This is a genomic window from Xanthomonas sp. BRIP62411 (assembly GCF_003993525.1).
Lineage (GTDB): Bacteria > Pseudomonadota > Gammaproteobacteria > Xanthomonadales > Xanthomonadaceae > Xanthomonas > Xanthomonas euroxanthea.
Window position 1 is genome coordinate 87,281 of sequence record NZ_QEZI01000016.1, and the last position, 13,091, is coordinate 100,371.

14 protein-coding genes are annotated in these 13,091 nt (G+C 67.7%); 11 read left to right on the forward strand and 3 right to left on the reverse strand.

The genetic code is table 11. The annotated features are described in order from the left end of the window. Nucleotides 1-157 precede the first annotated feature (157 nt). Together asd and EO139_RS13270 are read right to left on the reverse strand one after the other, a co-directional pair. A complete protein-coding gene (asd, locus tag EO139_RS13265; RefSeq protein WP_126971011.1) occupies nt 158-1,006 on the reverse strand; it encodes an archaetidylserine decarboxylase in 849 nt (282 codons plus the stop codon). Further along, the gene (locus EO139_RS13270; RefSeq protein ID WP_104648026.1) at nt 1,003-1,653 is read right to left on the reverse strand and encodes an SCO family protein; all 651 of its coding nucleotides are present in this window, start codon (nt 1,651-1,653) and stop codon (nt 1,003-1,005) included. Before EO139_RS13270 ends, asd begins: the two co-directional genes overlap by 4 nt. An 80-nt stretch (nt 1,654-1,733) precedes the next feature. Here EO139_RS13270 and prmB point away from each other — a divergent pair, with 80 nt between their 5' ends. From prmB to EO139_RS13315, 9 genes are all read left to right on the forward strand, one after another. Then, entirely contained in the window at nt 1,734-2,660 is a 927-nt protein-coding gene (gene prmB / locus EO139_RS13275; RefSeq protein ID WP_126943931.1) for a 50S ribosomal protein L3 N(5)-glutamine methyltransferase, read from the forward strand. Beyond that, nucleotides 2,650-3,138, forward strand: a complete 489-nt coding sequence (locus tag EO139_RS13280) for a hypothetical protein (protein ID WP_126943934.1) — start codon at nt 2,650-2,652, stop codon at nt 3,136-3,138. The genes prmB and EO139_RS13280 overlap by 11 nt, the downstream gene beginning before the upstream one ends. Continuing rightward, on the forward strand, nt 3,128-4,231 hold the full coding sequence (gene aroC / locus EO139_RS13285) for a chorismate synthase (protein WP_126943937.1): 1,104 nt from the start codon (nt 3,128-3,130) through the stop codon (nt 4,229-4,231). The genes EO139_RS13280 and aroC overlap by 11 nt, the downstream gene beginning before the upstream one ends. Next, on the forward strand, nt 4,224-5,300 hold the full coding sequence (locus tag EO139_RS13290) for a D-glycerate dehydrogenase (protein ID WP_126971013.1): 1,077 nt from the start codon (nt 4,224-4,226) through the stop codon (nt 5,298-5,300). The genes aroC and EO139_RS13290 overlap by 8 nt, the downstream gene beginning before the upstream one ends. Before the next feature lie 86 nt (nt 5,301-5,386). Further along, nucleotides 5,387-6,412, forward strand: a complete 1,026-nt coding sequence (locus EO139_RS13295) for an aspartate-semialdehyde dehydrogenase (RefSeq protein ID WP_016903697.1) — start codon at nt 5,387-5,389, stop codon at nt 6,410-6,412. 221 nt (nt 6,413-6,633) lie between these two features. Beyond that, the gene (locus EO139_RS13300; protein ID WP_164739842.1) at nt 6,634-8,607 is read left to right on the forward strand and encodes a FimV/HubP family polar landmark protein; all 1,974 of its coding nucleotides are present in this window, start codon (nt 6,634-6,636) and stop codon (nt 8,605-8,607) included. Beyond that, entirely contained in the window at nt 8,604-9,002 is a 399-nt protein-coding gene (locus EO139_RS13305; protein ID WP_119128527.1) for a VOC family protein, read from the forward strand. The genes EO139_RS13300 and EO139_RS13305 overlap by 4 nt, the downstream gene beginning before the upstream one ends. A gap of 40 nt (nt 9,003-9,042) precedes the next feature. Next, the gene (gene truA / locus EO139_RS13310; protein WP_104581948.1) at nt 9,043-9,816 is read left to right on the forward strand and encodes a tRNA pseudouridine(38-40) synthase TruA; all 774 of its coding nucleotides are present in this window, start codon (nt 9,043-9,045) and stop codon (nt 9,814-9,816) included. Next, complete coding sequence (locus EO139_RS13315; protein WP_104581949.1) at nt 9,813-10,481, forward strand: phosphoribosylanthranilate isomerase; 669 nt, start codon at nt 9,813-9,815, stop codon at nt 10,479-10,481. The genes truA and EO139_RS13315 overlap by 4 nt, the downstream gene beginning before the upstream one ends. Nucleotides 10,482-10,619: 138 nt before the next feature. Here EO139_RS13315 and EO139_RS13320 read toward each other — a convergent pair whose 3' ends face one another. Continuing rightward, nucleotides 10,620-11,540, reverse strand: coding sequence for a LysR family transcriptional regulator (locus EO139_RS13320; RefSeq protein ID WP_126971015.1), 921 nt, complete (start codon nt 11,538-11,540; stop codon nt 10,620-10,622). A gap of 106 nt (nt 11,541-11,646) precedes the next feature. Here EO139_RS13320 and trpB point away from each other — a divergent pair, with 106 nt between their 5' ends. After that, nucleotides 11,647-12,864, forward strand: coding sequence for a tryptophan synthase subunit beta (gene trpB / locus EO139_RS13325; protein ID WP_104648020.1), 1,218 nt, complete (start codon nt 11,647-11,649; stop codon nt 12,862-12,864). Then, a complete protein-coding gene (locus tag EO139_RS13330) occupies nt 12,864-13,073 on the forward strand; it encodes a hypothetical protein (protein WP_126943952.1) in 210 nt (69 codons plus the stop codon). The genes trpB and EO139_RS13330 overlap by 1 nt, the downstream gene beginning before the upstream one ends. Nucleotides 13,074-13,091: the final 18 nt, after the last annotated feature.

The following is a 13,091-nucleotide window of genomic DNA, read 5'->3' on the forward strand; positions in this document are numbered from 1 at the left end:
GGCGAGGACGCTCTACATCGAAAGCTGGGAGTGCGACATGCGCCTGCGCAGTGAACGTCGTCGAGAAGGCCCTGTCGCGGTCAGGCCCGCTCCTACGAGGGCGTCGCTGTTGCATCACTTGCAACCGAAGCGGGCAATCGCAGGCGCGCGGCGGTGATCAGCCCACCTGGCGATGGGCGAGCGCTTGCCCCAGGCGCACCGATGTCTCCGCGGCAAGTCTGCCATCGAGCTTGGCGACACCTGGCGGCAGCAGCACGATCACGGTCGAGCCGTAGTTGAAGCGCGCCATCTCCGCAAACCGCTCCAGCACGATGCCCTTGCCGCGATAGTCCTTGCGCGTGATGCGGTCGCCGTAGCGCGGGATCTCCACGCCGCTCCACACCGTTTCCACGCCCGACACCAGCAGCGCGCCCACCATCACCGAGGCCATCGGGCCGAAGTCGGTGTCGAAGTGGCAGACCAGGCGCTCGTTGCGCGCGAACAGCCGCGGCACGTTGCGCACCGCATCCGGTCCCACGCTGAACAGGCGGCCGGGCACATGCACGGTTTCGCGCAGGGTGCCGGTCCACGGCATGTGCACGCGGTGGTAATCCTTGGGCGAGAGATAGACGGTGGCAAACAGGCCATCGGTGAACGGCTGCGCGGCTTCGGCGTCGCCGAGCAATTCGGCGGCAGTGAACGACTGCCCCTTGGCCTGGAAGATGCGGCCGTTCTCGATCGGGCCGAGCTGGCTGATGCGGCCGTCGGCAGGCATCAGCAGCGCCGCAGGGTCGGCATCGGGCACGCGTGCGCCCGGCTTCAACGCGCGGGTGAAGAACGCATTGAAGGTGGGATAGGCGCGCGGGTCCGGCTCCAGTGCTTCGCTCAGGTCCACACCGAACTTGCGCGTGACCGTGTCGATCAACCATTGCTTGGTGGATGGCGTGTCGGAATAGGCCAGCGCGCGCGCCAGCGAGGACAGCACCCGGTGCGGCAGCACGTAGGCCAGGGAAGTGACGAGACTCACGGAGCGGTTACCTTGGTCAGTTGCTGGAGGTCGGCGGCGATCGCCTTGGGGTCGAGCGGGGGACGGATCAGCCCGGCCAGGCGGCCCTGCGGGTCGAGCACGGCGATGCCGGCGGAGTGATCCATGCTGTAGTCGTTGGGATTGTCCGCAAAGCCCTTGCCCGGGACCTTCTGGAACACGAAGCCCAGCGCGGTGGCAAAGCGCTGCAGCGCCGGTACGTCGGCGGTGGCGGCCAGGGTGTCCTTGTGGAAGGCATGCGCGTAGTCGCCCAGGCGTGCCGGCGGATCGCGCTGCGGGTCCACCGACACGAACAGCACGCGTGGGCGCAGGCCATCGGGGATGGTTTCCCATTGCTGTTGCGCCACCGCCAGGTCCGTCAGCGTGGTCGGGCAGACATCCGGGCAGAAGGTGAAACCCAAAAACACCAGCGTCCAATGTCCCTTCAGCTCGCCGGGCACCAGCTGGGTGCCGTCGGACTGGCGCAGGCTGAACTGCGGCAGGGTGCGTGGCTGCGGATAGAAGGTGATGGTCCGGGTGGGCGGCCACGGCGAGCTGGGCGCGGCGCCGAGGAACTTCTGGCCCAGCAACAGCCCCAGGCCGGCGGCCAGCGCCACCAGCAGCACGATGCCGGTATTGCGATTGAACATGGCGGTTTCCAGTGCAACGGACGCTCATGATACCGATCCGACCTCTATAATCGGGGGCCGACTCCTCTTTAGTTGTTGCCATGACTGCCGCCGCGGCCGACGAACTGCACACCATCATCGACCTGATCCGCTACGGCACCAGCCGTTTCAATGCAGCCGGTCTGACCTTCGGCCATAGCTACGACAATGCGCTGGACGAGGCCACCCAGCTGGTCCTGCACAGCCTGCATCTGCCGCACGACCTGGGCCCGGCCTATGGCCAGGCGCGTCTGCTGCGTTCGGAAAAGGAGCAGGTGCTGAGCCTGTTCGAGCGCCGCATCAACGAGCGCGTGCCGGCGGCGTACCTGACCGGCGAGGCCTGGTTCGCCGGGCTCAGTTTCAAGAGCGATGCGCGCGCGCTGGTGCCGCGTTCGCCGATCGCCGAGTTGATCGAAGCCGGCTTCGAACCCTGGCTGGGCGGCCGCGAAGTCACCCGCGCGCTGGATCTGTGCACCGGGTCGGGCTGTATCGCCATCGCCATGGGCCACTACAACCCGCAGTGGGACGTGGATGGGGTTGACATCAGCGACGACGCGCTGGCGTTGGCCGCAGAAAACAAGGCGCGCCTGCATGCCGACAACGTCACCCTGCTCAAGTCGGACCTGTTCGCCGGGCTGGGCGGCCGCCAGTACGACCTGATCGTCACCAATCCGCCGTATGTCACCAACGACGAAACCGACGCGCTGCCGCAGGAGTATTCCTACGAGCCGGAGCTGGGGTTGCGTGCGGGCGACGATGGCCTGGATCTGGTGCTGAAGATCCTGCGCGATGCGCCGCAGCACCTCAGCGAGGACGGTCTGCTGATCTGCGAAGTGGGCGAGTCCGAGCAGCATCTGATCAAGCTGCTGCCGGAAGTGGATCTGGCCTGGGTCGAGTTCAAGGTCGGGCAGATGGGCATCTTCGCGGTCGAATGCTGCGAGCTGATCGCGCACGGCGCGCGCATCGCCGAGCTGGCCAGTGCGCGCTGAGTCGTCCACAACGCGGCCGCAGCTGGGCGATCTGCTGTTGCTGCTGCCGGTGTCCATCTTCGGCGTCGGCATTCCGCTCGGCCTGATCGACGTGGTGTACCGCCTGTTCGACCCGATGTACGGCGGTCCCTGGCAACAGCGCTGGTTGAGCGCGGCGGCGGAGATCGGTTTTGGCCTGATGGCGTTTTTCGGCCTGGTCTCGGCCTGGATCGTGGTGGTCAGTCCGGATGCGGCATTGCGCGCGCATCGGCGCCGCACGCTGGTCGTGGCGCTCGGCCTGCTGGTCGGCGTCGGCGTTGCGCTGTACCTGCTCGCCGATTGGCTGCTCGGTGGGCGTCACGGGCTGGATGTGTTCACGCTGGTGTTCAGCGGCCTGTTCGCGGTGGCGCCGATGCTGGTGGCGGTACGTCATCTGCCGCGCCTGCTGCGCGCCACGCCACCTGCTGCAATGTTGAGAGGATGCCGTCATGGGCAGTAACAGTTTCGGCCGCCTGTTGACGGTCACCACCTTCGGCGAGTCGCATGGGCCGGCGATCGGCTGCGTGGTCGACGGTTGCCCGCCGGGCTTGGAGATCGCGCCGGAAGACTTCACCCACGATCTGCAACGGCGTGCCTCCGGCAAGAGCCGGCACACCTCCGCACGCCGCGAAGCCGACGACATCGAGATCCTGTCCGGCGTCTATGAAGGCCGCACCACCGGCACGCCGATCGGCCTGCTGATCCGCAATACCGATCAGCGCAGCAAGGACTACAGCAACATCGCCCAGCAGTTCCGTCCCGGGCACGCGGACTACAGCTATTGGCAGAAGTACGGCATCCGCGATCCGCGCGGCGGTGGGCGCTCGTCCGCGCGCGAGACCACCATGCGCGTGGCCGCCGGGGTGATCGCCAAGAAGTGGCTCAGGCAGCGCTACGGCGTGCTGGTGCGCGGATTTCTATCGCAGCTGGGCGAGATCCGCCCGACCGGTTTCGACTGGAATGCGGTCGAGGACAATCCGTTCTTCTGGCCGCATGCCGAGCAGGTGCCGAAGCTGGAAACCTACATGGACGCGCTGCGCAAGTCCGGCGATTCGGTCGGTGCGCGCGTGGACGTGGTGGCCGGCGGCGTGCCGGCGGGCTGGGGCGAGCCGATCTACGGCAAGCTCGATGCCGAACTGGCCGCCGCCCTGATGAGCATCAACGCGGTCAAGGGCGTGGAGATCGGCGACGGCTTCGCCAGCGCCGCGCAGAAGGGCACCGAGCACCGCGACCTGATCACCCCGGAAGGCTTCCTCAGCAATCATGCCGGCGGCATCCTGGGCGGCATTTCCACCGGCCAGGCGATCACCGCCTCGATGGTGCTCAAGCCGACCTCCAGCCTGCGCCTGCCCGGCGCGACCGTGGATGCGGATGGCGCAGTGGTCGATGTGATCACCACCGGCCGCCACGACCCCTGCGTCGGCATCCGCGCCACCCCGATCGCCGAGGCGATGATGGCATTGGTGCTGATGGACCAGGCCTTGCGTCATCGCGCCCAGTGCGGCGATGTCGGCGAGGTGGCGCCACGTATTCCTGGTCAGGTCGATGTCTGAAGCAACGCGCCCGAAGGTGTGGGTCAGCCAGCCGCTGTTCGACGATGTCGTCGCGCAGCTGGGCGAGCATTTCGAGCTGACCACCACCGAGCGCGTCACTGCGTATTCGCCGGCCGACCTGGCCGCGCGGCTGGCATCGCTGGACGGTGCCTTGATCACCCTCAACGAGCGTGTCGGCGCGGCGGAAATCGGCTCCGCGCCGCGGCTGCGTGCGATCGCCAATGTCGGGGTGGGCTACAACAACCTGGATCTGGACGCACTCAGTGCGGCCGGCATCCTGGCCAGCAACACGCCGGATGTACTGACCGAGACCACGGCCGATCTCGGCTTTGCAGTCCTGATGGCCACCGCGCGCCGCATCACCGAAGCCGAGCGCTGGTTGCGCGACGGGCAGTGGGGGCAGTGGTCGTTCAAGACCATGCTCGGCGCCGATATCCACGGCAGCACGCTGGGCATCCTGGGCATGGGCCGGATCGGGCAGGGCATCGCCCGCCGTGGCGCGCACGGCTTTGGCATGCGCGTGCTGTATCACAACCGCAGCCAGCTGCCGGCCGCCACCGAGCACGCGCTCGGCGCGCGGTACGTGGACTTCGACACGCTGCTGGCGCAGTCCGATCACCTGGTCCTGGTGCTGCCGTACACCAAGGAGTCGCACCACATCATCGATGCCGCCGCGCTGGGCAAGATGCGCGCGAGCGCCACGCTGGTGAACATCGCGCGCGGCGGCCTGGTCGATGAAATCGCGCTGGCCGATGCGCTCGCCAATGGGCGCCTGGCCGCTGCCGGGCTGGATGTCTATGAAGGCGAACCTGCGGTCCGTCCCGAACTGCTGGCCCTGCACAACGTCGTGCTCACCCCGCATATCGGCAGCGCCAGCCTGGCCACGCGCCGCGCGATGGTGCAGCTGGCGGTGGACAACCTGATTGCCGCGCTGGGCAAAGGCCCCAATGCCGGCCATCCGCCGAGCGCGCTGAATGCCGATGCGGTGGCCGCTGCCAAACAGGCCGGCGTGCGCGATGGCGAAGCGACCAACACCGGCGCCGGCAAAACCATCACGACCAAACGATAGGGAACCTCCGCGGCCAGCTTTGGAGGTTCCCCGAACCCACTGCGCAAGCGCGTTCCCCTCTTTCCCCATTCGATAAAGACAATCTCATGAGCAACGAAAACCGTCGTTTCAACGTCGCGGTCGTGGGCGCCACCGGCGCCGTCGGCGAGACCATGCTGAGCATCCTGGCCGAGCGCAACTTCCCGGTCGCCACCCTGTACGCGCTGGCCTCGGCGCGCTCGGCCGGCGGGCAGGTCGAGTTCAATGGCGGCAAGGTCGACGTGCTGGATCTGGCCGACTTCGACCCCACCGGCGTGGACATCGCGCTGTTTTCCGCGGGCGGCAGCGTGTCCAAGGAGTACGGCCCCAAGTTCGCCGCCGCCGGCGCGGTGGTGATCGATAATTCCTCCGCGTTCCGTTACGACGACGACGTGCCGCTGGTGGTCTCGGAGGTCAATCCCGAAGCGCTGAAGCAGCGCCCGCGCGGCATCGTCGCCAACCCCAATTGCTCGACCATGCAGATGCTGGTCGCGCTCGGCCCGATCCACCGCAAGTACGGCATCGAGCGCATCAATGTGGCGACCTACCAGTCGGTCTCCGGCGGCGGGCGTTCGGCGATGGAAGAGCTGGGCAAGCAGACCAGCGAGCTGCTGAGCTTCCAGCAGATCGACCCGCAGCGTTTCCCGGTGCAGATCGCCTTCAACCTGATTCCGCACATCGACGACTTCCAGGACAACGGCTACACCAAGGAAGAGATGAAGCTGGTCTGGGAGACGCGCAAGATCCTGGGCGATGACTCCATCCAGGTGAACCCCACCGCCGTGCGCGTGCCGGTGTTCTACGGGCACTCCGAAGCGGTGGCGATCGAAACCCGCGACAAGATCACCGTCGATGATGCGCGCGCGCTGCTGTCCGCATCGCCCGGCGTGGAAGTGGTGGACGAGCGCAAGCCTGGCGGCTACCCGACCCCGGTCACGCACGCGTCCGGCAAGGACGCGGTGTTCGTCGGGCGCATCCGTGAGGACCTGTCGCATCCGCGCGGCCTGAACCTGTGGATCGTCTCGGACAACATCCGCAAGGGCGCCGCCCTCAACGCCGTGCAGCTGGCCGAGCTGGTCGCGCAGGAAGGCTGACCACGGGTAGCCCGTAGGAGCGCGCTGGCGCGCGATGAAGCTGTCCCGGTGAAGCCTCATCGCGCACAAGTGCGCTCCTACCAACGCGCTGCCGATGGCCTACTGCATGGGTGTCGCATCGCGGTATCGCCACGGCATGCGCGCTCTGCGCGGGGGGCGCCGACTTTTTCGCCCATGCAGCGGCTATATTGATGCCCATGAAACATAGGGGCGGGGGCGCGATGCGTCCGATACAAGGGATAGGTGCGCTGCTGCTGATGGCCTGCAGCGGCGCTGCAATGGCGTTGGGCCTGGGCGATATCCGGGTGCTGTCCCGGCCGGGGCAGCCATTGGTGGCCGAGATTCCGGTCATCTCCAACGAGCCGGGCGAACTCGACAACGCACGCGTGGCGCTGGCATCGGCCACCACGTTTGCACGGGTCGGCCTGGAGCGCCCGCAGGGCCTGGTCAGCAACCTGCAGTTCCAGTTCGCGCAGGACGCGCGCGGGCGTGCGGTGATCCGCGTGACCAGCAGCCAGGCAGTGGACCAGCCGGCGATCAACTTCCTGATCGAGGTGGAGTGGGGCCAGGGCCGGCTGGTGCGCGAGTATTCCGCACTGGTCGATGCGCCCAATACCGCGGCTGCGATCGCCGGTCCTTCCATCGAGGCGCCGCGCGCCGGGGCCAGCAATGCCATCGCACGTGAGCCGGCCGCCGCGCCCGCAGCCGTTGCCGAACGCGCCGGGCAGACTGCTGACGCAGTGGCGCCCGGCACACGTTCCGGCACGCGCGCTGCCGCGCCGGCGCCGGCCGGCGATGCGCTGCCGGCGGTGCGCTCGGGCCAGACCTTGTCCGAAATCGCTGCCGCCGTGGCCCGTTCCAACGGGCATTCGCTCGACCAGACCATGCTGGCGTTGCTGCGCACCAACCCGGATGCCTTCATCGACGGCAACATCAATCGCTTGAAGCAGGGTGCGGTGCTGCGCACCCCGCAGGAAGATGCGCTGGCGCAGGTCGGCGCTGCCGAGGCGGCGGTGATGGTGCGCGAGCAGGCCGCGCAGTGGCGACAGGCGCGCGCAGCGATTCCGCAGCCGGCCGAGGCCGGTGCAGCCGCTGCAACGCCGGCACCTGCCGCAGCTGCTGCGACGTCGGCAGGTGCCGGCGCGCGGCTCGAGATCGCCCCGGCAGTGGCGAGTCAGACCAACCAGGCCGGCGCCACGTCCGGCACCAGTGCCGAAGGCGAGGGCGACATGGCGGCCAACCAACAGTTGCAACAGGCCAGGGAAGACATCGCCACCCGCGATGCGGAATTGCAGGATCTGCGCACCCGCGTGGCCGATCTGGAGAAGCTCAAGCAGCAACAGCAAGCCTTGATCGCAATGAAGGACACCGACCTGGCGGCCGCGCAGAAGCGCTTGTCCGAAACGCCGGCCGCGGCACAGCAGGGTGGCGGTTTTCCACTGTGGTTGATCGGCGGGCTGGTGTTGCTCGTCGCGGCGGTCGTCGCCTGGCTGGCGGCACGCCGGCGCAAGCCCTCGCCGCTGCCGCCGTTGCCGCAGCGTCAGTTCGACATCGTGCCTGCCGGCGCCGCGGCAGACGCCGTGGCGCTGCAGGACGATGCACAGGCCACCGTGCCCAGCGAGCACGATGTGCTGCATGAAACCGAATTCGAGCAGGCCGACCTGCGCGAAGACGAGCGCGCCTACCAGGCGCAGCAGCCGCTGTCCGATGTGTTGCGTCGCGAACCGCTGCTGTCCGAGCCTGTCGCAGCGCCGTCGGTGGTTGCCAGCGAGGATTGGCGCTCGCTGCGTGCGACGCCGCCAGCGCCTCCGGTGGTGCAGCCGGAGTTCGTTGCGCCTGAGGAACCGGTGCCGGAGCAGGTGAGGTCCGCGCCTGCGGAGCTTCCGTACGGCCAGCCGCAGGACGTAGACGCCACGCGCGCCGGTAGCGATCGCGCGCCGGGCGTGCCGCTTGCGTCGGTCGCCACGCAGGACAGTCCGGAAATCGACCCGGTGCCTATCGCCCCGGCCGCTGCGCCCAGCGCGGTGAGCACCAGGGGGTTCGTCTCTGCAGGCCGCGATCGTCTGGAACTGGCCGTGGCCTACATGGATCTCGGCGACACGGACACCGCGCGTGGCTTGTTGCTGGAGGTGGCTGCAACCGGCGATGAGGCCACCCGCGCCGAAGCCGCCGAACTGCTGGAGCGGCTGGCATGAGCCCGGCGCTGGACAGCCTGGCCGCCGCACAGGCCGCCGCACGCGAGCGCCGCATCGATTACGTGGAATTTGCCTCGCTCGATCTGGATGCCAGCCGCGCGTTTTTCGAAACCGTGTTCGGCTGGCAGTTTCAGGCCTATGGTCCGGATTATCTGGCCTTCAATGACGGTCGTCTGGACGGTGGTTTCTATCGCGCCACTGCGGCAGCGTCGGCAGATGCGGGTCCGCTGATCGTGCTGTATGCCGACGCGCTGGAGCCCATGGGCGAGCGCGTACGCGCTGCCGGTGGCGAGATCGTCAAGCCGGTGTTCGGTTTTCCCGGCGGCAGCCGGTTTCATTTCCGCGAGCCGGGCGGTAACACGCTGGCGGTGTGGTCCGAGCGCGCCGTCGGCTAGTCCGCGCACGCTCCATCGATTCGACAACAGGCAGGTTCCGATGCGTTACGCGCTGGGCGTGGAGTACGACGGCAGCGAGTTCCAGGGCTGGCAGCAGTTGGGTGAGCAGGGTGGGCCGAGCGTGCAGGCCAGCCTGCAGGCGGCGCTGTCCTCGGTGGCCGATGCCCCGGTGCAGGTGGTATGCGCAGGCCGCACCGATGCCGGCGTGCATGGCGAGTGCCAGGTGGTGCATTTCGACAGCGATGCGCACCGCGCGCCGCGTGGCTGGATGCTGGGCACCACCGCGCGCCTGCCGCCCTCGATCGCGGTGCGCTGGTGCGTACCGGCGGCCGCCGACTTCCACGCGCGGTTTTCCGCGCGCGCACGCCGTTACCGGTATCGCCTGCTCAACCGGCAGATACGCCCGGCGCTGTATCGCCAGACCTTGAGCTGGGAACGCCGCCCGCTGGATGCCGATGCCATGCACGCGGCCGCGCAGGCGTTATTGGGCGAGAACGACTTCAGCGCATTCCGCAGCGTGCAATGCCAGGCCTTGCACGCACGCCGCAACCTGCAGGCCATCAGCGTGCAACGCATCGGCGAGGTGGTGGAGGTGCAGGTCCAGGCCAATGCATTCCTTCATCACATGGTGCGGAATATTGTTGGCTCGCTGATCCTGATCGGAACCGGGGAACAACCGGGCGACTGGATCGCGACGTTGCTGGCCGGTCGCGACCGCACGGTGGCCGGGCCGACAGCGCCGCCACAAGGTCTGGTCTTCATCGGGCCGTTGTATCCCGCAGAGTGGCATCTGCCCGCTGAGGTAACCCAATGAATCGATCGCTGTACCGCACCCGTATCAAGTTCTGTGGCATGACCCGCGCCGGTGATATTCGACTGGCCGGCGAGCTGGGTGTGGACGCGGTGGGGTTCATTTTTGCGCATGGCAGCCCGCGCCGCGTGGCGCCGGCCGAGGCGCGCGCAATGCGCCAGGCCACCGCGCCGATGGTCGATGTGGTGGCCTTGTTCCGCAACAATTCCAAGGAAGAAGTGCGCGAAGTGGTGCGTACCGTGCGCCCGACCTTGCTGCAGTTTCATGGCGAGGAAGACGACGCGTTCTGCCGCAGCTTCAACCTGCCGTATCTCAAGGCCATACCGATGGGCAGCACGGGCATGAACGGCGAGGACGCCAACGCGCGGACCTTGCAGCTCGCCTATCCCAATACCGCCGGTTTCCTGTTCGACAGCCATGCGCCCGGCGCCGGTGGCGGTACCGGCAAGACCTTCGATTGGTCGCGGCTGCCGACCGGCCTGCATCGCCCGTTTCTGCTGGCGGGCGGCATCACCGCCGACAACGTGTTCGATGCGATCGTGGCGACGCTGCCGTGGGGCGTGGACGTGTCCAGCGGCGTGGAGCTGGCGCCGGGGATCAAGGACGGCCACATGATGCGCAAGTTCGTCGAAGAAGTGCGTCGGGCCGATTGTCACGAGATGGGGTGAGTTGGGGGCGGGAATCGGGAATCGGGATTGGGGAATCGGAGCGGGCAGTCTGCTTCGTTGTTTTGATTGCCCTAGATCTTTCGCTTCTCTGATGATCGATTGTTCGGTCGCTGTTTCGCCGATCACTGAGCGTTCCAATTAGACGCTTGCGGCATCCGTGGTGTGCTGTTGATCCTCTGAAAGTGCATGACGCAACCAGCCGGCGAGCTGTTCGATGCGCGGATCGGGGTTGCGCCTTGCGGCGCACAGCACCCAGCGGCCGCACGTCGGCGTAAAGCCCCAGGGCGCCAGCAGGCGCCCGGCGGCCAGGTCCGCGGCAACCAGCGGTTGCGGTGCGATCGCCACGCCCAGGCCGGCCGCGGCCGCCTCCAGCAGATAGACCAGATGTTCGAATTCGGTGCCGAAGCCCAGCGCCTCGGGTGCCAGGCCGTGGCGTTGCGCCCATTCCGGCCAGGCCTGCGGGCGCGAACGGGTGTGCAGCAAGGCGTGGTCGAGCAGGGCGATCGCCGCGCTGCCATCGAGCCGGGTGGCCGATGCCAGCTGCGGGCTCAGCACCGGGCCGATCCACTCCACGCCCAGCTCGTGCACCTGCCACTCGCCTGGCCACGGCGGGGTGTCCAGCAGCAAGGCCGCATCCAGGCCATCCAGGTCCGGACCGGGCGCCTGTTCGTTGGCCGACAAGTGCAGGCGCAGCTGCGGCAGATCCCGCTGCAGCCGGCCCAGCCGCGGGATGACCCAGCGCGCGAGCAGGCTGCCGGAGCAGCCCAGCACCAGCGGCGCCTCGCTGGTGGGGCGCCGCAACGCTGCCCAGGTGTCGCCGATCAGCGCAAAGCCTTCGCCGGTGGCATCGCGCAGCCTGGCGCCGGCAGGCGTGAGCACCAGGCCGCGGCCCTGGCGGGTGAACAGCGCCGTGCCCAGCGCCTGTTCCAGCGAGCGAACGTGCCGGCTGATGGCGCCATGGGTCACGTGCAGCTCCTGCGCGGCCCGGCTGACGCTCTGCAGACGTGCGGCGGATTCGAACGCGCGCAGCGCTGCCAGCGGCGGAAGCAGTGTGCTCATATGTGAGTCCTGATCACAGGTTGCGGCAATCTTATCGATTTATCGCACGCCGTGGCTGCGCTACAGTAATGCCTCATGTACGACCGCATCGCTGCAGAGGATTCCCATGTCGGCCCAGCCCATCAGTGACTTTTACGCCTATCCGGACGCTGCCGGCCACTTCGGCAAGTTCGGTGGCCGATTTGTCGCCGAGACCTTGATCGGCCCCTTGCAGGAGCTGTCTGCCGCCTACGACCAGGCGCGCCAGGATCCGGCCTTCATTGCCGAATACGACAAGGATCTCAAGCATTACGTCGGCCGGCCCAGCCCGATCTATCACGCCGAGCGCCTGAGCCGCGAAGTGGGCGGCGCGCAGATCCTGCTCAAGCGCGAAGACCTCAACCACACCGGCGCGCACAAGATCAACAACACCATCGGCCAGGCCTTGCTGGCCAGCCGCATGGGCAAGACCCGCATCATTGCCGAGACCGGCGCCGGCCAGCATGGTGTGGCCAGCGCCACGGTGGCCGCCCGGCTGGGCCTGGAATGCGTGGTCTACATGGGTGCCACCGACATCGAGCGGCAGAAGATCAACGTCTACCGCATGAAGTTGCTCGGTGCGACCGTGATACCGGTGACCTCCGGCTCGGCCACGCTCAAGGACGCGCTCAACGAAGCGATGCGCGACTGGGTCACCAACGTGCAGGACACCTTCTACATCATCGGCACCGTGGCCGGCCCGGATCCGTATCCGCGCATGGTGCGCGACTTCAACGCGATTGTCGGCCGCGAAGCGCGCGCGCAAATGCTGGAAGATTTCGGCCGCCTGCCGGATGCGCTCAGCGCCTGCGTCGGCGGCGGCAGCAATGCGATCGGCCTGTTCCATGCCTTCCTCAACGACCCAGGTGTCAAGATCTACGGCGCCGAAGCGGCCGGCGACGGCATCGCCAGCGGCCGTCATGCGGCGTCGATCGCCGCCGGGCGCCCCGGCGTCCTGCACGGCAATCGCACCTATGTGATCTGCGACGACGACGGCCAGATCACCGAAACCCATTCGATTTCTGCCGGCCTGGATTACCCGGGCGTGGGCCCGGAGCATTCGTTCCTGTCCGACAGCGGGCGTGCGGTCTACCAGGGCATCACCGACGACGAAGCGATGGCCGCCTTCCATCTGCTGGCGCATACCGAAGGCATCCTGGCCGCACTCGAATCCAGCCATGCAGTGGCGCAGTCGATCAAGCTCGCGCGCGAGATGCCCAAGGATGCGCTGATCCTGTGCAACCTGTCCGGCAGGGGCGACAAGGACGTGCACACCATCGCCGCACGCGAAGGCGTGCAGGTCTGATGCCGCTGCGGCGCGTCACCGTGACCGCGCTAGCCGACCAGCCAGGCGAACAGGACCTGCTGTTCGCCTGGCTCGACCGCTGGGCGCCGCAGATCCGCATGTGTTCGGAAAACAGCGGCTGCGGCTGCTGCCTGGACAGTTTCGACCTTGAGGTCGAGGCCCAGGCATTGACCGAATTGCCGGCCACGATGTACCAGGACATCCATTGAGGCGGTCGCACCGCCTCT